This is a genomic window from Algoriphagus ratkowskyi, from assembly GCF_002150505.1.
GTDB classification, from domain to species: Bacteria; Bacteroidota; Bacteroidia; order Cytophagales; family Cyclobacteriaceae; genus Algoriphagus; species Algoriphagus ratkowskyi.
On record NZ_MSSV01000003.1, the window covers coordinates 206,745 to 228,342 of the forward strand.

18 protein-coding genes and 1 pseudogene are annotated in these 21,598 nt (G+C 39.6%); 12 read left to right on the forward strand and 7 right to left on the reverse strand.

The annotated features are described in order from the left end of the window. The first annotated feature begins 71 nt into the window (after positions 1-71). A pseudogene (locus tag BVH02_RS04460) lies at positions 72-680 on the forward strand (Uma2 family endonuclease). Between the two features lie 64 nt (positions 681-744). On the opposite strand, the gene argJ reads toward BVH02_RS04460, so the two are convergent. The 5 genes from argJ to BVH02_RS04485 all read right to left on the reverse strand — a co-directional run bounded on the left by argJ (position 745) and on the right by BVH02_RS04485 (position 6,788). Then, entirely contained in the window at positions 745-1,956 is a 1,212-nt protein-coding gene (gene argJ / locus BVH02_RS04465; RefSeq protein ID WP_086499479.1) for a bifunctional glutamate N-acetyltransferase/amino-acid acetyltransferase ArgJ, read from the reverse strand. 105 nt (positions 1,957-2,061) lie between these two features. Further along, positions 2,062-3,105: an N-acetyl-gamma-glutamyl-phosphate reductase gene (argC, locus tag BVH02_RS04470; protein WP_086499481.1), complete on the reverse strand. Its 1,044-nt coding sequence runs from the start codon at positions 3,103-3,105 to the stop codon at positions 2,062-2,064. A 1-nt stretch (position 3,106) separates the two neighbouring features. Continuing rightward, positions 3,107-4,300, reverse strand: coding sequence for an aspartate aminotransferase family protein (locus tag BVH02_RS04475; RefSeq protein ID WP_086499483.1), 1,194 nt, complete (start codon positions 4,298-4,300; stop codon positions 3,107-3,109). 6 nt (positions 4,301-4,306) lie between these two features. Further along, the gene (argB, locus tag BVH02_RS04480; RefSeq protein ID WP_086499486.1) at positions 4,307-5,119 is read right to left on the reverse strand and encodes an acetylglutamate kinase; all 813 of its coding nucleotides are present in this window, start codon (positions 5,117-5,119) and stop codon (positions 4,307-4,309) included. Between the two features lie 475 nt (positions 5,120-5,594). Beyond that, a complete protein-coding gene (locus BVH02_RS04485; protein ID WP_086499488.1) occupies positions 5,595-6,788 on the reverse strand; it encodes a polysaccharide pyruvyl transferase family protein in 1,194 nt (397 codons plus the stop codon). Between the two features lie 236 nt (positions 6,789-7,024). Between BVH02_RS04485 and BVH02_RS04490 the strand changes: the two genes are divergently transcribed. The 10 genes from BVH02_RS04490 (at position 7,025) to BVH02_RS04535 (ending at position 18,138) form a co-directional block, all read left to right on the forward strand. Continuing rightward, on the forward strand, positions 7,025-8,572 hold the full coding sequence (locus BVH02_RS04490) for a lipopolysaccharide biosynthesis protein (RefSeq protein WP_086499490.1): 1,548 nt from the start codon (positions 7,025-7,027) through the stop codon (positions 8,570-8,572). Beyond that, complete coding sequence (locus BVH02_RS04495) at positions 8,559-9,506, forward strand: glycosyltransferase family 2 protein (protein WP_086499492.1); 948 nt, start codon at positions 8,559-8,561, stop codon at positions 9,504-9,506. Before BVH02_RS04490 ends, BVH02_RS04495 begins: the two co-directional genes overlap by 14 nt. 2 nt (positions 9,507-9,508) lie before the next feature. Beyond that, the gene (locus BVH02_RS04500; protein WP_158093855.1) at positions 9,509-10,576 is read left to right on the forward strand and encodes a glycosyltransferase; all 1,068 of its coding nucleotides are present in this window, start codon (positions 9,509-9,511) and stop codon (positions 10,574-10,576) included. Positions 10,577-10,607: 31 nt separating this feature from the next. Beyond that, the gene (locus BVH02_RS04505; protein WP_086499496.1) at positions 10,608-11,819 is read left to right on the forward strand and encodes a glycosyltransferase family 4 protein; all 1,212 of its coding nucleotides are present in this window, start codon (positions 10,608-10,610) and stop codon (positions 11,817-11,819) included. Further along, on the forward strand, positions 11,816-13,033 hold the full coding sequence (locus BVH02_RS04510) for an O-antigen ligase family protein (protein WP_086499500.1): 1,218 nt from the start codon (positions 11,816-11,818) through the stop codon (positions 13,031-13,033). The genes BVH02_RS04505 and BVH02_RS04510 overlap by 4 nt, the downstream gene beginning before the upstream one ends. Beyond that, positions 13,030-14,022, forward strand: coding sequence for a glycosyltransferase family 4 protein (locus BVH02_RS04515; RefSeq protein ID WP_086499502.1), 993 nt, complete (start codon positions 13,030-13,032; stop codon positions 14,020-14,022). Before BVH02_RS04510 ends, BVH02_RS04515 begins: the two co-directional genes overlap by 4 nt. Positions 14,023-14,031: 9 nt before the next feature. Next, positions 14,032-15,729, forward strand: a complete 1,698-nt coding sequence (locus BVH02_RS04520) for a right-handed parallel beta-helix repeat-containing protein (protein ID WP_086499504.1) — start codon at positions 14,032-14,034, stop codon at positions 15,727-15,729. Next, the gene (locus BVH02_RS04525; protein WP_223271808.1) at positions 15,722-16,675 is read left to right on the forward strand and encodes a glycosyltransferase family 2 protein; all 954 of its coding nucleotides are present in this window, start codon (positions 15,722-15,724) and stop codon (positions 16,673-16,675) included. Before BVH02_RS04520 ends, BVH02_RS04525 begins: the two co-directional genes overlap by 8 nt. Before the next feature lie 165 nt (positions 16,676-16,840). Next, positions 16,841-17,560 carry a sugar transferase gene (locus tag BVH02_RS04530; RefSeq protein ID WP_086499506.1) on the forward strand — a complete coding sequence of 240 codons (720 nt, stop codon included), beginning with the start codon at positions 16,841-16,843 and terminating at the stop codon, positions 17,558-17,560. A 167-nt stretch (positions 17,561-17,727) separates the two neighbouring features. Further along, positions 17,728-18,138 carry a DoxX family protein gene (locus BVH02_RS04535; protein WP_086499508.1) on the forward strand — a complete coding sequence of 137 codons (411 nt, stop codon included), beginning with the start codon at positions 17,728-17,730 and terminating at the stop codon, positions 18,136-18,138. Between the two features lie 8 nt (positions 18,139-18,146). Here the strand turns inward: BVH02_RS04535 and BVH02_RS04540 are convergent, their stop codons facing one another. Further along, positions 18,147-20,264, reverse strand: a complete 2,118-nt coding sequence (locus BVH02_RS04540) for an outer membrane protein assembly factor BamB family protein (protein ID WP_086499510.1) — start codon at positions 20,262-20,264, stop codon at positions 18,147-18,149. Between the two features lie 149 nt (positions 20,265-20,413). Beyond that, positions 20,414-20,743, reverse strand: a complete 330-nt coding sequence (locus BVH02_RS04545; protein ID WP_086499512.1) for a Rieske (2Fe-2S) protein — start codon at positions 20,741-20,743, stop codon at positions 20,414-20,416. A 106-nt stretch (positions 20,744-20,849) separates the two neighbouring features. Here BVH02_RS04545 and BVH02_RS04550 point away from each other — a divergent pair, with 106 nt between their 5' ends. Next, positions 20,850-21,593 carry a hypothetical protein gene (locus BVH02_RS04550; protein WP_086499514.1) on the forward strand — a complete coding sequence of 248 codons (744 nt, stop codon included), beginning with the start codon at positions 20,850-20,852 and terminating at the stop codon, positions 21,591-21,593. Positions 21,594-21,598 lie beyond the last annotated feature (5 nt).

Here is a 21,598-nt window from a genome sequence, read left to right on the forward strand (position 1 = left end):
ATCTTTTTTTTGATTTCGAAGGGCTTTTCTCTGTTAAGGATAATTCCCCACCATTTTATTAAATTGCCTATATGGAATCTGAGGATAAAGACCTTGTACAAGAGCCGTTTACAGAATATGGAGTATATTCTTATGCGGACTACTTGACTTGGGAGATCGATGAAATGGTCGAACTGATCAAGGGAAAAGTGTTTCGTTCTGCTGCTGCAGCGCCTAGAATGAAGCATCAGAAAATCGTGTTGCGATTAGGATCAGAGCTATTACAGTTTCTTGATAAGAAAACGTGCGATGTCTTTATCGCTCCTTTTGACGTTAGACTTCCAGTCAAATCCAAAAAGAATGAAGATATATTTACGGTCGTTCAGCCAGATATCTGTGTCGTTTGCGACCGATCCAAATTGGATGATGCAGGATGTGTCGGTGCTCCTGATTTAATCGTGGAAGTACTTTCTCTGGGAAATAATAGGAAAGAATTACGGAACAAGTACGAAGTTTATGAGGAGTCAGGAGTCAAGGAATACTGAGTAATTCAGCCAGACCAGGAGACATTACTTATTTACACACTTACTGAAGGGAAATACGTACCATCGCGACTTTTTACCCATGGTGATATTGTCAAATCTGAATGTATAGCTGGATTTGAAGTGGATCTGGAAGAGTTTTTTGTAAAGATAGATTAGAAAAGAAAAAAATCCTGTCTCTGAAGAAGCAGGATTTCTCATAACTAGCTATAAAATCGATCGATTAGGTCGTATAAACCGAATTGAACATCACGTAATCAGTGGTCAAATCAGATCCCCAACCAATACCTTCTTCATCTCCAGTATTCAATTCCATATGAACGCGAATATGAGATTCTCGAAGTAGTTTTTTCATATACGACTTTTCAAATTGTGCAGGATTCCCTTTATCCAAAACCTGTACTAAATGATTCTGATCACCGATAAAAAGGTTTACTTTTTTATAATTAAAAGCAACACCAGCATTACCCGCAGCAGCTATAATTCTTCCCCAGTTGGGATCACGGCCAAACATGGCTGTCTTCACTAAAGTTGAATCCGATATCGCCCGAATCAGCGACCTTGCAATGGCTTCAGTCCTTGCTTTGGTCACTTTATACTCTATGAACTTGGAAGCTCCTTCTCCATCAGAAACGATTAACTTGGCCAAGTGAGTGAGCATTTCTAGCAGTTTCTCCTGAAAGACTGTGTACCCTGGATCTTCTTTACTGGTCACTTTTCTATTCCCGGCCAAACCGTTAGCTAACACAGCTACCATGTCATTTGTGGACGTATCTCCATCCACTGTGATCATATTGAATGATCGATCCACGCAGTAACTCACCGCCTCTTGGAGTAGTTTCTCATCTATATGGAAATCAGTCACAACAAAAGCCAGCATTGTAGCCATGTTAGGGTGAATCATCCCGGATCCTTTGGCTACGCCACCCATATTGATCATTACTCCGTCATACTCAAAATCTATAAATCCTTCCTTCGCAAAAGTATCAGTAGTTAAAATTGCATTCGCCACAAATGATCCGGCTTTTAACTCTCCGCTCAGTTTTGGAATATTAACTTTTAGACCTTCTACTACATCTTCGGTAGGAAATTCTACACCAATAATACCAGTAGATGCCACGATCACGTCATCTTCAGAAATTCCCAAAGCCTCTGCGGTGGCCCGAACCATCGCTTCGGCACCTTCTCTTCCTTGATCGCCAGTACATGCATTGGCATTTCCCGCATTGCAGATAATTACTTGTGCCTTATTATTCGCAAGGTTTCTCTCTGTAATTTTGATAGGCTCAGCACGCACTTTATTTTGGGTCAACGTGCCTGCAGCTGCAGCCGGAACTTCAGAATAGATTATTGCCAAATCCCTTTTCATGGATTTTACTCCAGTATGCGCACCCCAGCATTTAATGCCCCGTACGTTTGTGATATTTTTAATCATCTTTTCTAAATTAAGATTATATAAACCCTCTTTTTTGTCAGTAAACTAACTAATCATAGAATCAGTCCAACTATAGGATTTAAGCTACTTCGGTCACCCGTCTCTTTAAGGTTTTAATGGCACTTGGTTCAGCCCTTCGGCTTCTGACAAACCAAACATTAAATTCATATTGTGAACCGCCTGACTAGCTGCGCCCTTTAGCAAGTTATCAATAACTGAGATCACAATCACGCGCTCTGTCCTCGCATCCCAAACTGGATACACATCACAGAAATGACTTCCACGGACATCTTTGATACCTGGAGCTTCATTCCTCAATCTGACGAAAGGCTTGTCTTGATAATAGTCCCGATACATTTCAGTCAATTTCTCCTGACTCATTTCACCTGTTACTTTGGCGTAAGCTGTCACTAAAATACCTCTATCCACTGGAAGCAAATGAGGTGTAAATTGGACTGTTGACTGATTTCCTGACAAAGCCCCTAACTGCTCTTCTATCTCTATAGTGTGTCTGTGCCCAGCGATTCCATAAGCTTTGAAGTTCTCATTTACATTAGAAAAATGAGTAGTCGCACTTGCTTTAATCCCTGCGCCAGTTAGACCAGATTTGGCATCGATGATCAATGATTTATCTTCTACCAACTGCTTCGCAAAAAGCGGAGCCATGCTCAAAATAGAAGCGGTAGGGAAACAGCCAGGGTTAGCAACTAGGTTCGCTCCCTTTATCTTCTCTGCAAAAAGCTCTGGCAATCCATACACAGCTGTATCAAATCCTTGTGGATAGCTGTGTTTCTTGTTGTACCATTCTTCATACACTTCCTTAGTAGAAAGTCTAAAATCTCCAGATAGGTCAACGATTTTAGCTCCAGAGTCTTTCCATTTGGCCACAAAATCCATGGATACTCCATGTGGCAAAGCCAAGAAAATAACATCCAACTTTTGTTTGCTCACCTCTTCAGCACTAACTAAAGGAATGTCCAATCTGGTAAAAAACTGAGGATGCAAGTCCGAAAAAGGCTTCCCTATATGTGATTCCGAAGTGATCATTTCTATAGAAACTCCTGAATGATTTAGAAGCAATCTCGCCAGCTCAGACCCGGTAAATCCAGATGCACCAACAATGGCTACTTTCAATTTTTGATCAATCATATTAGACAGTTACTGTGGTTTCTGATAAGATCTCGTCTAGTTTTTCCAAGAAAATGGTTAGCTCCTCCCTACTAATATTTAAGGCAGGGACTAATCTCAATATATTTACTGCAGTAGCATTTGCCACGATTCCTTCTTTAAGCAAACGCACTACGAAAGGTTTAGCCTCCGACTTCATCTTGACACCCAGCATCAACCCTAATCCTCGAACTGACTCCAGCTCATCGTGTTTTGCTATCAACTCATCAAATTTACCTTTCAGCCATTCACTAGTTTCTGTCACTCGTGCGCAAAGTTGCTCTTCATTGATCACATCAATAGTCGCTAGTGCTGCTGCAGCAGCCAATGGATTTCCTCCGAAAGTTGTACCATGATCACCAAATTCAATGGCACTTGCTACTTTCTCATTACAAAGTACAGCACCAATTGGGGCCCCACCACCTAGGCCTTTAGCTAAAATCATAATATCAGGCTGTACCCCATAATGGTCTTTTGCAAACCACTTTCCAGTTCGGCCTATTCCACATTGGATCTCGTCAAAAATTAACAATACACCTTTCTCATCGCAAAGCTTTCTCAGGCCTTCCAGATAATTATTTTCTGCAGGAACAACTCCTCCTTCACCCTGAATCGGCTCCAGCATTATAGCTGCTGTGTTACTATCAATCGCTGCTTCCACGGCAGCAAGATCATTAAAAGGAACTTGGTCAAATCCAGCTGGAATAGGCTCAAATCCTTTTTGATATTTCTCTTGACCTGCAGCGATAGTAGCTAATGTTCTACCATGAAAAGAATTGTGCATTGAAATGACTTTTCCACCTGTACCGTTCTTATGGCCATATCTTCTGGCTATTTTGATCGCTGTCTCAACGGATTCAGAGCCGCTATTTGTTAGAAAAACTCGACTTAAGCCAGAGATTTTTACCAGCAGTTCACTAAGAGCAACTTGTTGTGGACTTACGAAAAAGTTAGAAATCTGCATCAATTGAGCTGCCTGCTCCTGAATTGCTTTGACAACTTTCGGATGGCAATGCCCCACGTTGTTCACAGCTATTCCAGCCAATAAATCTATGTATTCCTTGCCATCTGCATCCCAAAGTCTACTTCCTTTTCCTTTGATAAAGGCAATAGGAAAGCGGTTGAAGGTGGGTAGATAATTCTCCTTGTCTTTGGTATATAAATCTTGATTTGTCATATTCTTCTATAGTGTTAGTGTAGTGCCAATTTTTTCATTGTCAAGTACATACTTGGCAATTTGCTCTGGCTTGGTACCATTTAAAATAATTGCTTTGTTCACTCCTTCATTTAAAGCTAACATGCAGGATTGAATTTTTGGGATCATTCCGCCTTGTATTGTCGTTCCCATGTGTGCCATTACAGCGACCTCATTCAGTTCTCGAATGATCGATGAGGGATCTGGATAGTTTAGAAAAAGGCCATCCACATCAGTCAATACAATAAGTTGGTCTGCATTTACAGCCGCTGCAAGTTTTCCTGCAAAAGTATCCGCATTGATATTGTATGAAATCCCATCGAATCCATCAGCTATGCAAGCCACTACAGGCACATATCCCGCCTCGCAAAGTAAATTAATCAGTGTATCGTCAATATGAATAATCTCGCCCACCAATCCTAAATCCACCATGTCACCACCAGCAGATTTGTGCTGATATTTTTTAGCGTGTACCATACCTGCATCCTTACCAGAAAGACCGATGGCTTTTATTTTGTTTTGATTGAGCGTGGAAATAAGATCTGCATTGACCTCACCTATAAGGGCTTTTTGTATTTCTGAGAAAGCCTTAGCTTCCGTCACCCTTAGGCCATCTACGAACTGTGATTTGATGGCTGCTTTTTCTAATGCTTTATTAATAAAAGGCCCACCGCCGTGAACCATGATGACTTCAAATCCCGCTTCCTGAAGTTTAAAAATCTGTGCAGCAATTTCATGCTGCAACTGGAGATTTGTCATCGCATTCCCGCCATATTTGATGAGAATTCTTTGCTTAGACATTTTAATTTTTATTATAATTATTTGATTTTTTCCACTTACAATTGTTCCTTTTGAACACTTAGAAGCGGAAACAAATCAGGATTGAATGACTGTTTTAAAATTATTATTACTTGATAAATACAAGGTTAAACAAGTTAACCTTGTATACTTTAAAACAACCTTCGTACCGAAAGGGTATATTTTGCAGTTTTCTACAATATGTTGGAATAGTTAAAACCAAAACTCTTAAAAGCCAAAAAGCTATTGAAAATATCGGCAGGCAGGGTGACAGGCTGGCAGTTTTTTCTTGAAAATTCAATAAATCAAAGCCAATCAAACCTTCGAAATTCTATGAAGTGACAACCTTAAAAGTAGATTCTGGATATGTGATGGTAAAAGCAGATGGAAACCTAAATTGGCTAAATCACAAAAATCACGAAATATTTTTAGTTCGAGGTTAATTTGCTTCTCCAAAAGCAGGACAACATCGAACTACTCATTTCGCTTTTAGTACCTGCATCATTTTCCCAAAACCCTTTTTAATCTCTACTAGCTGACGATCTCTCGAAGCTTCATATTCCATTTTAGTAATTGAGACCGCTATCTTGTAATGTTCATAAAGTTCCGAAAACTCCACAGAGTGTTGATTCTCCTTAACTCCCCATGTTGCTAAATAAGCTCCAAGTTTTTCCACTTTAAGCCCTACATGCGGCACAGCAAAACTCATTGCAGTGATAGCTCCATGCAGACTAGTTCCCACATAGCATTTTGCGTTTGCAAGTAAATACATGATATCCCAGATATTGTCCGCATCGAAATAGGTGTGTGGGCTCGACATCAAATGCCCTAGCTCCTGCAGAGCCTCATGATCATCATGATCCAATGCTTTCCCTATTGGACAAAGGCAAATATCTATCTTTTCTTTGAGGTAAATCTCGTCCAATCCACGGGCAATGACTTGCTCATGACCACGAGTAGTTTTCTTGTTTATTTGCGCAAAAACGTATTTCCCTGCATTCTCATCGACATAGCCAGCTACTTCTTTAGTAACTCTCGCTCGGAGAAAATCCATAGGATAAAACTCGGACATCAAAATAGCAGAATCAGGAAAGAGATCAGCCTTTACTCCATTTTCTAATAAGTTATCCACAGTCAACTGATCTCGAACGGCAAAATAATCTGCATTCTGAAGCTTCTCTTTTAGAAAGTCATACTTTTCAAAAATAGCTTCTCCAAGTCCAGAGCCACCTAGGGAATTTAATGTCACAGATTGCACTCCAGCAAAATCACTTTTATCAAACACAAAAGGTAAGGTCGTTTTTCCCTTCAAAATTTTCTTCGTCCAAGCGTTCAGATTCAACACCTTATTTACCTTAACATGTCTTTTATTGATTCGCTGAAATAGAGGATTCAATGCTGCATAAAGCGAATTCCAGGTCACGCCCAAGGCTTCCCCTCCTGCTATAATCACGTTTACAGGGTCTGATGGATCACTGCAGGCTTTATAAAACTTCTTCAAACCTTTTGTAGGCAAACCTCCTACACTTGAGAGATCACTCTCAATAAGACCAAAATACTCAAAATGAAAATTCTCTCCATAGGTGCTTAGCTGCCTTTCTATTACTAGTGGAAAAAGTAAATCCCCGTAGTTATATCGGTCAAAGGCACCTATAATTAAGACTTTTGTCATGTGTTTAACTAGTATAATAAAGGTTAATCAAAATCAACCCAATAACAATTCATTTGTAACCAATAGGCCAATACCTTCAGCAAATTCTTTAATGAGGTAGATTTAATACCGAAGAAGTTGCCATAGGATGATCTATGCAAAAAAGATACTTGATTTTTAATTGATGTAAATTAAGCTCAGGAACTATTTTTGTCAAGTAGGATGTAAATTGAGTACAAAATCATCCAAAGACTATTTTGAGTACAAAACCAGTAGCCGTTCATCGTATTTTTTCAGGTTCAGTATGGGGGATTTTAGCCAAAATCCTTGATGCTGCCGCAAAGTTTGTGACCATCCCACTTTTGGTGGGTTATTATGGAAAAGCTGACTATGGATTGATCGCGTTGGCATTTTCCCTCAATGCTTACTTGAGATTAATGGACCTTGGAATGAACGTGGGCTCTGTTCGTTTTTTCTCTATGTGGGAAGCAAAATCTGACTGGCAGAATATTGGAAAAGCATCTCGATCCAGCATAATTTTCTATGGCACGATCGGCGTTATCAATGCGCTGATCTTCATGTTTATGGCCAACTACGGCCATTTTTTCTTCAATCTCAACCAAAATCAGATCCCCACATATAAGATCATGATGTACATCCTCTCGGCAAGTACAGTTCTCAACTGGCTGTCGAACGTCATCATACAATTGCTCAGCGCCAAAGATGAACTTGGCTACGTCAATAGAGTAACTGTGGTGAGCAGTGTGTTGAATTTCGTTGTGGCAATTGCTGCAATTCACTTTAAGTGGTCTTTGCCTCAATACTTCCTTTTCTACACGATCTCAACACTCGTTCCGATTCCGCTAAATATTTTACGCCTACGTGTGTTCCCGGTTCCTTTAGGAGAATTACTTACTCCAAAATGGGATGGAAAAATATTTAAAGAGATAATCGGCTATAGTTCGGCAATCTTCCTTATGGGTCTTTTCCAGCTCACGGCAAATGAGCTACGTCCAATTTTGCTAGCGAAGTTCGCTTCAGGAATAGATGTACTGACGGATTACCGTGTGATCCAGACAATTGCGATGCTGATTATTTCATTTGGAACAATTTTTCTGCAAGTGCTTTTGCCTTCCGCATCCAAGGTTTACCAAGAAGGAAATCATTCTAAAATGGAAAAGATGGTTTTCATTGCCACTCGATTCATATCAATCTTTTTAAGTTTTATTGTTTTTCTATTGGTGCTGAATTCGGAATCAATTCTCCTGCTCTATATGGGAAAAGATTACCTCCACTTGGCCATCTGGCTTAACATATGGCTAATTACTGTTTTGCTTAATATGCACAATACTCCCGTCGCCAGCTTGGTGCTTTCTTCTGGCAAAACAAGGTTCTTGATATACTCATCGGCCACAGCATGCATTTTGTCAATTCCTATCACAATAATTCTTGCGCCTACTATGAATGTCGGTGCTGCTGTAATTGGTTATCTCGCTTACATGTTGATTCAGATCGGCTTCTTCTATGTTTACTATATTCCAAAAGTACTCAACCTTGATAGTAAGAAGATTTTCTTTGGCGCATTTGCTCCATCAGTATTGGCTTCAATAATAGCTTTTGCAATCGCATATGGAGTAGGTAAATGGCTTGACATGCCTATGGGCTTGTGGAAAATGATTGTGAGTTCGATGATATTCACTACGGTTTTTGCCACCTTCCACTTTCTATTTATTATCAAATCGGCGGATATTGAATTTCTCCGAACTAAACTTTTGAAAAGAAAACCATCCAATGAGCAAGAATAAATTTTCTATTTGTATTCCTGCCTACAAAAGCAAATACCTTCAAGAATGCATTGATAGCATCTTGGCGCAGACCAATCCTGACTTTGAGCTGCTCATCCTGAATGACTGCTCACCAGAACCAATTGAAGAAATTGTGCTGAAAAATCAGGACCCTCGAATTCGATATTTTAAAAATGAAAAAAATGTCGGCGCTTACGATTTAGTGGATAACTGGAATAAATGCCTGGAATTATCAGCTGGGGAATATATCGTCATAATGGGTGATGATGACCGATTAGCACCAGATTATTTGACAGAGTTCGGTCGATTGATCGATAACTATCCATCCCTGCATGTGTATCATTGCCGAAGTAAAATTATCGATGACGATGGCAAGGATGTGATGTTAACTCCTGCGCTTCCGGCTTTCGAGCATGTGTACGATTCTATATGGCATCGCCTACGTCAGTTACGTTCAAATTATATTTCCGACTATGTCTATAAGACTTCAGCGCTAAAAGCCCAAGGTGGTTTCTATAAACTTCCACTTGCTTGGGGATCTGATGATATCACAGCTTTTATCGCGTCGGCTAAGTTTGGAATTGCACATTCCAACAAACCCGTTTTTGAATACCGCAGTAATCGACTTTCAATCACCTCCACAGGAAACGATCTCCACAAAATGATGGCTGACATAAGTTATTCGGAGTGGCTAGGAGATTTCATGAGAAATAATCCGCCTCATTCTTCAGAAAAAGTGATTTATCAGCATTTACTTAATGAAAAAGATAAATACATGCATGAGAAGAAGCTGTATACTATGATGCTTTCCTTGCGAAGTAATCCACTTCAAAAAGCCAAAAACTGGATGAAAACTCGAGCGAAATTTGGCCTATCAATCAAAGATATCGGAGTGGCGCTGGCTAAGAGCCTGAATTCAAACCTTTCGAAATGAAGATGAGTTCAACCAATAAAATCATCTTTAATCCCCCTGAAAACAAGGAAAACAAGTATATCGCAATTCTGGTAGACGGACTAGAAGAGCATGGCTATGATGTCAACAGGTTAGATGATTTCCTATCATCAAAAACTCATTTTCAATCAATCCGACTGGTTCATTTGAATTGGTTTGAAAATCTGGATGATAGCAGCTCTAAAAGCATGTGGATTAGTTATTTAAGGAAATTGGTAGTATTGATAGCTGTGAAATTTGGAAAGAAGAAATTGGTCTGGACAATGCACAATAGACTATCTCATGAGAAGAAATCTGGAAAATTGAGTAGAGCGCTTACTAAAAAACTTGTATCTGCATCAGATGCAATTGTAATTCATTCAGCTGTTTCCAAAGAAATTTTGCACAGTCAATACCCAAATCTTAAAGCTAAAGTTGTCCACATTCCTCACCCTGACTTTGTCGATGTATATGGGCCAATGATTGCCGAAAATTCGGAGAAACGCTCTTCCAAATTGAAGCTTTTATTCATTGGAGCGATAAAGCCTTATAAGAATATTGAACTGCTGATTCAACTTGCCAGCCGATTTCCTAACGCGATTCACTTAACCATTGCTGGTAATCCAACTTCTGAAACATACCGGAACGAGCTAGTAAAGCAGGCAGAAGGAATGAGCAACATAGCCTTGGAACTGAAGTTTATCCCAGACGAGGAATTGCCAAACTATATTCATCAATCAGACCTGCTCATTCTACCCTATTCTCTTGAAAGCAGCCTTAATTCAGGAACTGTCATTTTGGGGTTCTCCTACGGCAGAACAGTTATTTGCCCAAGAATTGGCACTATTGATGATTTAGATGGCGGCGAAGACGTATTCGACTATACTTATGTAACTGAGGCGGAGCATATGGATGCACTGGAAAAGCAGATTACAAAAGCCATTTCAATTTATCAAAAAGACCCAAATGCATTAATCGAAAGCGGTCATAATATGAGGGATTTGGTACTAAGGAAAAATAACAAAGAACTCGTGATCAACAAACTGATCGAATTATATCAAGGTATTCTTTAGTAAATCATCTTTTTTAAACTAAATCTGAAACATGAAAATTCTATACATCAATTCTCTCTACAGCCCCTTGATCGAAGGTGGTGCGGAGATTTCCCTAAAGCTGATCGTGGAAGGAATGAAATCTCTGGGTCATGAGGTCGTGGTCCTGAGTTTGATGTCCGAGGATGGGTTGAAAAATGAATATGTAGATGGCGTGAAAGTTTACCGCGCGGGATTGCGAAATTCTTATTGGCCGTATTCTAAAGCCAAGAAAAATAAGCTCTCACGACTTTCATGGCATTATCAAGATCAATCAAATGAACAAATGGCTGAGGTAGTTAAACAAATTTTAGCCAAAGAAAAACCCGATGTAGTTTCCTGCCACAATCTTGCAGGCTGGTCAGCATCTGTATGGAAACCAATTCATCAAGCTGGAATACCTATTGTGCAGGTTTTGCATGATCTCTATTTGCTCTGCCCAAACAGCAACATGTTTAAAAATGAGCAAACCTGCGAAAGGCAATGTTTCAGTTGTAAACTTTTGCGAAGCAACCATCCAGATAAGTCCAAACTAGTAACTGCAGTGGTTGGAATCAGTAACAGTATTCTGGAACGGTTTACCTCTTTTGGCTACTTTGAAAATGCTTCCAAAAACATTATTTACAATACGCGATCGATTTCAAATCCTCCACCTAAGCCTACCAGAAAAAATAATCAACCTATTCGATTTGGCTATCTAGGCACACTATCGAGTGTGAAAGGGTTAGAGTGGCTGATTGAAGAGTTTCTAAAACTGGATTTCGATGCAAGTCTCAGCATCGCCGGAAAGGGGGAAAAGATGTACGAAGACAAGTTGAAAGAACTGGCCAAAAGCTCTACTATTGATTTTGTGGGTTATGTGAATTCTACTGAATTTCTTGCAGATATCGATGTACTAATCGTCCCTTCTCTATGGGAAGAACCTCTGGGAATGGTGGCTATCGAAGCTTTGGCTAATCATGTCCCGGTGATAGCCAATAAAAGAGGCGGATTACAAGAAACTGTTCAAGACGGAATCAATGGTTTATACTGTTACGACGCTGAGCCAGATTCATTGAGTTTAGCCATGCAGCAACTGTATAAAAATGCTGAGCTTTATAACCAATTCAGCCAAGATGCACGAGAGTCCGTGGCTTCGATTTTGGATGCTGATCGGATGTTGGGAGAATATGAAGCAGTTTTGAAACAGGCTCTAAATAAGCCCAGTATTAAGGTTTCATCATGAGTCAGCCTGAATTCGTACATACCAACCAAGCTTCAATACTTGGAGGAATAAAATGGAAAACCATTTCATTAACAGAATCACTGTTCCTGATTTCGTTGATTTCTATGTTTCTCCCAGTGAAGGTTTATCCAGTGATTTTCATTGTCGCTTCATTCTTTTTCTATAGAGATACACCTCGCCTTACTTTCCCAAAATGGTCAATAGCACTAGCTATTTTTAGTACCTATACGGTCCTCAGTTATTTATTCAATTACCCTGGAGAACCCTCTGCTTTGACGAATATCGTCAAGCTTATGATCAATTTCAGTTTTCTGTTTTTTGCTGTGAATTGGCTCGGCTCACGGAATAACGAAGCGCTGATCTCCAAGCTAGATGCCCTGTTGTTCATTGTTCTTGTATTATCGCTCATCCAATTGCTAATCTATCATCAAGCCTACGACTTCAAACTGATTATGGGAAGCGATTCCTCCGGTCGAGCAAGTTCACTTTACCGTGACACCCTTTATTACTGGGGATTAGATGACAAGAACATGTTTGGCGCTAGGATCGCTCTAATCGGCTTTTCATTTATTTGCATACCCGTAGTATTGAAAAGTAGGTTGTCAATAGGAAGAATTGTCTTTGTGTTTTTGATAGCATTTCTGAGTCTTTCCCGAACGCCTATCGTCGCATTACTCCTAGGGATCTTTGTGCTACTGTGGTTTTCATTAGAAAAAAAGTGGAAGATCACGATGCTAGTTTTGATTGCTGTTGCATTACCATTTATACTCCAAAAAGTGATACGCGTGGATTCCCTAACTTCTTCAAATGACGGTATGGGAATTCGATTAGTGTATTGGACAGCATTCTTCCAGCATTTTGGGACTATTTCCCCCCTCGGCAATGGCTTCCTGAGTACCCATGAATTCCTGGCAAATTATGCTGAGTTCTATAGAGGAGAACCTCATATACATAATACCTTTCTATCCACCTACTTAGAAATGGGTGTGGTGGGATTCTTTTCATTTCTGGCATTTTTAGTTTTGTTTATCAAAGAATGCTGGCGCAGAACATCCAACGTGAAACTTTGGACTGCATTATTCCTACCCATCATTTCTATCATGATGATCCTTTATTCTGGTTATGACAATGATATTGTAATGTATTTGTGTCTGATTTTTCTTATCGGATCGCTGCACGACACTAAGTTAAAAAGCGTAAAAATCTCTGCATGAAAATCAAAAATAACATATTGATCGATAGTCGCTGGGAGGGAAATACAGGGATAGGTAGATTGTATCAAGAAGTGATGAAATATGCTCCTTCAGAAGTTTCATGTACCTATGTCGAAAGCAAAATGGGTCTTGGCAATTTATTGTCTCCATTAATGCTTGGTGAGGAAATTAAAAAGTCAAATGCGGATGTTTTCTACAGTCCGTCCTTTATGCCTCCTGCCTTCTCGAAGGTCCCATTCATATTCACTGTTCATGATTTGATGCACTTATTTTATTATTCAAAATTGCATAAGATTTATTATGAGCAGGTGATAGCTCGGCTAGCGTTAAAAGCAAAGAAAATCATCACAGTATCCCATTTTAGCAAAAGCCAACTAGTGGACATTTTGGGATTACCCAAAGAACTTATTAAGGTGATTTATAATGGGGTGGACAGTCATTTCTTAGAAAATGAGGAGGAATATGTTAGTGTCCGGCCATACTTTTTGTATGTAGGAAATAGAAGGAAAAACAAGAATTTGCCGGCTATGCTTACTGCTTTTGCACAAGCTAGGATCCCACATGATTTCATGTTCTATCTCTCTGGTGATGCTGATGCAGAATTAGAAGCGCTTATTGATAGTCTTGGCATTCAGAAAAGGGTTCGGTATTTGGGCTTCATTGAAGAAGATGATTTACCCAAACTATATAAAGGCGCTCACGCTACGCTCTTTGCTTCGCTCATGGAAGGGTTCGGCTTGCCAATCATAGAATCCATGGCTTCGGGCACTCCAGTTTTAACATCAAATACCACTTCCCTTCCCGAAATTGCTGGCGGTGCCGCACTTTGTGTGGATCCAACGAATATTTCCGCTATCCAATCTGGCATAGAAAAACTTGTAAGTGATGAGAATTTCTACGTAGAATGTATCGTAAAAGGACTGGACAGAGCTCAGGAATTTAGTTGGAAAAAGACGGCGGAAGAAACCTGGGAAACCATTCTTAGCTAAAGAACAACCATGAGATATCATAATAACTTATTTCTTTTTTTACTTTTTGCATTGCCTCTAGCTGGTGTAGGTCAATCCGATTCATCGAATGGAGGAAGATTACTGAATATCACTGAATACGGTGTTGCTGTTGAATCTAAGAGTGACCAGACAGTAGCAATTCAACAAGTGATCGATCAAGCTACTGAAGGTGATACTGTATTTTTTCCTGAGGGAAAATATCTTGTTCGCACTATTCAACTTAGATCTGGCGTAAATATTCTTTCCGAAGGCCTTATCAAGCACCATGAGGATGCCAAAATTGGAGAATACTCTATAGAAAAACAGAATTCTCCAAACCCGTTGATTTTAGGACAGCAGGTAAAAAACGTAAGTATTTCACTGAAAGGAGAGTCAAAGAACGATGGTATTTATCTTTTGAAAAGCCATCAAATTAGAATTTATAATACCGAGTTAATTGGCGATTCCACGAAGTTCCGGGCTTATCCAGGAATCGTAACTTTTGAGTCTAGTGAAATTGAAATAGTGAATTCTAAAATCCACCACTTTGGTAAGCCAAGATCAGAAACTCATAGCTACCAACCTGGGACTGGGATTCGAATCCTTTCTAGTAATACAATTTCAATACATAATTCGGAAATCTACAATAATGGAGAAAACGGTATTTTCATTTACGGTAGCCGAAAAGTAGAAGTCCTCAATAATGTGATCCACCACAATGGCATGTCAGGGATTCAGGTTGCTTTTGGTGATAAGGGAAAAGAAAGAGATTATAATTTTTTATCCAATATCCTCGATTCCAATGCCGCTGATGCTATCGACATCAACAATCGATCTCCCCAATCAGCAATGGATATAGAATGCGTCATTGCCAATAATATAACCTGCGACAATGGCTTTGTAAATGGGTTATCAACTCCAGACGGCTCTGGTATAGGGACTTTGATCAATATTTCCAATGTGCTCCTTTTTAATAATGAAGCCTATAGAAATAACAGACCTGCAATCTATATGGAAAGTTGTGGGCTGATCTTGGCAAAAGGAAATTGGGCAGATAATCAGGTGGAAATCACGCTTGGTCTAGAGGAATTGCTTTTAGAGAAAAATAGATTCAGCAGCATTAATCTCATTGCAAATACAAAAGCAAAGAAAATTCATCTGCGAGCTAATGAATTAGGGTCTCTTTCTTTACCGAATGGGATTCAGGTAGATAAATTCCAGATTGAAGACAACAGTTTTTCAAATGTGGCTTTCAACTTCAATATGAAAGGAGATATGCATTTGTCGGGAAATAAGATCAAGAACAGCTCTTCAAACCCTGTGATCTTGATAGTGAAAGCTGATGATGCACTGATCGAAAATAACGAGATACTAAGCCAACATTCGTCTGCAATTGTTCTTAGAAAATCTGCTAAAAACGTCAGAATCATCGGAAATCAAATCACCTCTTTTAACACGGCTATCTTTGATGATAGTTCTTCTAATTTACTTGTAAAAGACAATTTACTTACTTCAATCCTAGGAGGCGAAGAAAATCAAACTTTCCGAAGTCACTACCCTGACCAGCTCACACTGGAAGGAAATGAGCATGTAGGAATTAAGAATTCTACATCGGTGTTATTTGTTGGCAAAGGAAAAGCACGTGTGAGAAATGAGAAATTAACGGCCGGAACGGCTAATTATGGGGAGGTAGAAGTAGATGAATGAACTGCAAAATGATAAGCATACAGGGGTGGTGAAAGTCAATCTTTTTATCCCAACGCTGAATGCAGGCGAAATCTGGAAAGAAGTTTTGGATGGCATTGCTGTCCAAAGCTATCCAATATCACGAGTAGTCATTATTGACTCTGGTTCCACTGATGGCACATTAGATTTAATTAAAGAGTATTCATACGATTTAATCCAAATTGACAAAAAAGATTTTGACCACGGCGGAACTAGACAAATGGCTGCCGAGAAATTTTCAGAAGCTGATGTATTTATATTTTTAACTCAAGATGCTATCCTCGAGGAGCCTGATACTATCGCAAAGATGGTTCAAGCATTGAAAGAGAATCCTGAGCTTGGAATGGCTTATGGCCGCCAACTTCCACACAAAAACGCAAAGGTTTTGGAAACTCATGCAAGAATTTTCAACTATCCAGCAGAATCCAAAGTGAAGAGTATGGAGGATGCAGCACGCTTGGGAATTAGAACAATTTCATGCTCCAACTCCTTTGCAGCATATCGAAAAACAGCATTTTTTGATGTTAACGGCTTCCCAACAGGTTCTATTTTGGGTGAAGATGTGCTGATTGCAGGAAAAATGTTACTTCAAGGATGGAAACTGGCATACCTTTCGCAATCTAAAATATACCATTCACATAATTATTCAGCCATTGAGGAATTCAAAAGGTATTTCGACATTGGCGTATTTCATGTGAATAATCAATGGATCTTCGAAAAATTCGGTAGAGCAGAAAGCGAAGGTTTCAAATATCTCAAATCAGAACTCAACTATACCTTGAATAATAATCCTCTCTTGATTCCAAAAAGTTTGATAGCTACCGCTGCAAAATTGGTGGGCTACAAAATGGGACTTCATTATCAATCAATTCCAGCCGTTTTCCGTAAGTCATTTTCTATGACGAAAGCTTATTGGAGCCGATTCTGAACGTCTACTCAGGTAAATTCTCTCTCAAAGTGTGGATTGGTTCCACATAAAAATTAATAAAAATTTCATATAAAACCTCTCTAGGCGCTTAAATAGGGGTATTCCTACTTGGCATTCCTATTGGATAATATCTAGCACTACAGTACTTGACTAAACACTAAACCAATGATACGTAATCAATCACACCAGCAAGAAATTGTATTTAAAGGCTACCAGTCGGGGCGTGTGGTTCCCGACCTTTTTGCCCTTACTAACATTTCCAGAAGCTCAGTTTCTCAATCAGTAAATGAAGGAATCGAGATCACTACTCGATTTGTTAAGAGATCCTTTGATATCTTGTTTTCTTCCATAGCTATTTTAACTGGATTACCAGTTTTTCTTACTCTTATGCTTATCACTAAGGCTACTTCTAAAGGTCCTATATTCTATAAGCAAGAGAGAATCGGTAGGAATGGTGAGCCATTTTACATCGTTAAATATAGAAGCATGATTGTAGACTCAGAGGTTAATGGTCCTCAGTTGACTACAGATAATGACCCTAGAGTCACTAAATGGGGTAATTTTATGAGAAAGACTCACTTGGATGAGCTTCCTCAGTTCTTTAATGTGCTTGTAGGTGATATGTCAGTAGTAGGTCCTAGACCTGAGCGTGCTCATTTTATCAAGCAGATTGTAGCAAGACAGCCTCAATATGCTCAGTTATTAACTCTTCGTCCAGGTATTACATCCATAGGACAAGTAGATTTTGGATACGCTGAGACTGTTGAGGAAATGTGTCAACGAGTACTATTGGATCTTAAATATTTATCTCAGATTAACTTACTTACAGATCTTAAGATTATCGGCGGCACTATAATGACTATGATTAACAAAAAAGGTAAGTAACCTTATTTAAAAATATAACTAACATAGAGTTAGAAACGTCAGGCAAATTGTCTGACGTTTTTTTGCTTTTATAGCCATGTATCTATGTTACTGATCATGTAAAATGTTCTAATTTTTCAGAAATCTTATACCTATTTCGCGTTAACAGAATCAAAAAGTCTTGAAAGATGAAGAAAACGGTAGTAGAAGATATTACATTATTGATTGTCAGAATCGGAGCTGGCAGCATGATGTTAACTCATGGCTATCCTAAGCTAATGAAATTCTTCAATGACGAACCCATCAAATTCATGGATTTTTTAGGAATAGGTTCAGTCGCTTCTCTTTCTTTAGCTGTCTTTGCTGAATTTATATGCTCCATATTAATTATGATTGGTTTCAAAACTCGGCTTGCTGCAATTCCACTAATGATTACCATGTTGACAGCGGCATTCATAGCTCATGGTGCCGATCCATTCGTCAGAAAGGAATTACCACTTCTTTATTTCCTGATTTTCATGAGTGTGTTGATATTTGGAGCTGGACAATTTTCCATTGATGGAGTTATCAACCGCAAATCAATGTTTTACAAAAAATAAATTAGGATCTACTCCGGTAGTGCAAATGCTACATATGCATCGCCACTTTTGGTGCCTTTGCCTCCTCCACAGGCGATAACCAAATATTGCTTTCCATTCATCTCATAGACTGCAGGGGTCGCATGGCCAGAGGCGGGAAGTTTGGCTTCCCAAAGAATCTCACCCGTATCCTTATCAAAGGCACGAATTTTCTCGTCCTTTGTCGCAGCGATAAATAGAATTCCTCCTGCTGTCACGACCGGCCCACCGTAGTTTTCTGTACCTGTTGGATCAAAACCTTGAGCAGATAGCGAATCAATTTCACCCAACGTCACCTGCCATTTTTTCTTACCTGTATTCATATTGATAGCTGTGAGCAATCCCCAAGGAGGACTAGATCCATAAAGCCCTTCTTTAGTCACTAGCTTCTTGTACCCATCCATGTAGTATCGAGGGAATAGCTGAGATGAATCACTTTCCATTTCTTGTTTGTCATCTCCTTTTGGAGCTTTATCTAGTAAATACTCTAATAAAACTTTCCTGTTTTCCGAAGAAATATGATCGAATGCAGGCATTGCACCTCTTCCTTTACGAAGCAAATGATCTAGAGAATCGTAAGAATATCTCTCCTTGAGACCTAGCAAACTTGGAATAGCAGGTGGATTTCCTTTACGGGCTAACCCATGACAATTCCCACAGAAATTTGTATAAACTGATTTCCCTACACTCTCAAAATCAGCATTTGGTTTCATCCCAATTATCCAAGGAATTTGATTGGCATTCACATATAAGGTCTGTGTAGTAGGATCAAAAGATGCTCCTCCCCATTCTCCACCTCCATCCATTCCAGGGAAAAGCACAAGCGACTTTTCTGGATGTGGCGGTGCCCAAGTATCTCCATAGATTGCTCCTTCGAGTTGACTTCTAATGTCCGCTTCCCATTCTGGTTTTAGGTTCAATATGTCTTTTTCTCCAAAAACCATATTCATAAACGGCTCCGGAAATGTTGGAATTGGCTGGGTTGGAGAGCTGTGTTCACCAGGCATAACGGATTGAGTAACCTCAGTTTCTATAATTGGCCAGACTGGCTCACCAGTTTCCCGATCAAACACATAGGTCAATCCTTGTTTAGAAATTTGAGCCACAGCGTCAATCCACTTTCCCTCTTTTTGGATTCGGATTAAATTGGGATTAGCAGGAAAATCCCGATCCCAGATGTCATGATGTACACCCTGAAAGTGCCAAATTCGCTTTCCTGTCTGAGCATTTAGTGCAATCAAAGAATTGGCATACAAGTTATCTCCTTTGCGATATCCGCCCCAAAAATCATATGTTGCTGATCCTGTGGGCACAAAGACAATTCCTCTCTTCTGATCGACCGTCATCCCAGCCCAGTTATTTGCTCCGCCTATCTGCTTGATAGTAGCCGGATTCCACGTGTCATAGCCTAGTTCGCCTTCCTGCGGAATGGTATGGAAAATCCACTCACGCTTCCCAGTTCGGATATTATAAGCCCTAATATGACCCGGCGCAGCATCCAATCCTTCGGAAAGCCGCATCCCGATAATTAATAAATCGCCATAGACCACACCAGGAGCATTTGCCACAATCAAAAAATCTTCTCGATCGCTATCCAATTCTTTCCTCAAGTCAACCTTCCCCTGATCTCCAAAACTCAAAATTGGCTCACCGTTCCCAGCGTCTACAGCCATCAACCAATTTCCTGCCCCGAAAAGAATCCGCTTATCATCTCCATCCTCCCAATAGCTGACCCCTCGGTTTGTCCCAGCCCAAGAATTCTCTCCACCTAAAACCTCAAAAGGATCAAATCTCCAAACTTCGTCACCAGTCGCTGCATTAATCGCAAAGACATCCAAAGAAGGTGTAGAACCGTAAAGCAAGCCGTTGACTACAATCGGCTGACACTGGATCTGGCTACGCTCGGTTGCATCACCGGTATTATATGTCCACGCCACTTCGAGTTGGGCTACATTTTCTCTCGTTATTTGCGCCAAAGAAGAATATCGTGAACCATCTTCTGGACCACCATAGTGTGACCAATCTGTATAATCTGTTTCAGAGATTTTATTCTGGCAGGCAGAGAAAAATAAAAATGAGGCAAATGTAAGATTGAAAAGAGCTTTCATGATATAGGTGAAACTAGATTGGAAAGTAAAATATCGGGAAATAATTTTAGAATAGATAAAGCTCCTAGTATCAATAAGTTCAAGATGGGAATTTAAGATTAAGCAAGTTCAATTTTTGAGTCTAAAACATGACCCATGTTGAAAGAATATTAAACCGATAATATGAAAATTTTCAAACCTTCGTCTGTGAGTTCAGTGTCGTAAATTTTCAAATCTCCGCAAGAGCCCACTTTCCCTGCTACTGTCTTCAGGTCGAATCTGTAGTAGTGCAAGGGGCAAATAATTTCACAGTCATCGGTAAGCGACCCATGAATCAATGAAGTTCCACGATGAGGGCATTCAGTCTGAAAAGCATGAAAGTTTACATCTATTCTCACCAATGCAATGACTTGTTCTCCTACGTGAATTTTATTAATAGTCCATTCAGGAATCATGTCCAAAACCTGCCCTCTAGATTTGCCCAAAGTAAATGTTCCCATAAGATTTTTCTCTAATCATCAGGCAATAAAACCACAACATAAAGAAACCGTTGCATTTCTGGAGAATCTTGTTGATTTTAATAGCTTAATAAACTCCTCAAAACCCATGAAAACAATCATTCTTTTTTTTACAGCATTTTTTCTCTTTAGTTGGGTGGATGCACAAAGTCTTGATGGAGCTTGGAAATTGACACATCAAAATGGGCAGGAAGTGAAGGACATGGAATACATCAAAATTTATCAGGATAATTATTTTGCTTTCGGTGCTAAGGGAGTTGCGGACAATCAGTTCCTCAGTGCGGGTGGCGGGCCTTTTACTCTTTCTGATGGAAAATATACAGAGACCCTCGATTTCTTTACACTCGACCCTTTACAGGTAGGTAAATCTAATATTTACACCTTGGACTGGGTTAATGAAAAGATGGTTATTTCTTCTGAAATCAATAGAAAAATGCTTGTAGAAATCTGGGAAAAAGTTTCTGAAGAAAAAGATGATCTCACTGGAAATTGGGTTATTACTGGAAGAAAACGAGGTGAAGAAATCACTAGATCTACGCCGGCAGCCAGAAGAACGGTAAAAATCTTAAGTGGAGGTAGATTTCAATGGATAGCTTTCAACTCAGAGACAAAAGAATTCTCAGGGACTGGTGGCGGCACTTACACTGCAAAAAATGGAAAATACATCGAAAACATCACTTTCTTCTCCCGCGATGATAGCCGAGTAGGTGCTAGTTTGGATTTCAATTATGAAGTAATCGATGGAGAATGGCACCACACAGGGCTAAGTTCTAAAGGTGATCCTATCTATGAGATCTGGACTCCATATGCGATTGGGTATAAAGGAAAGTAAGGTTT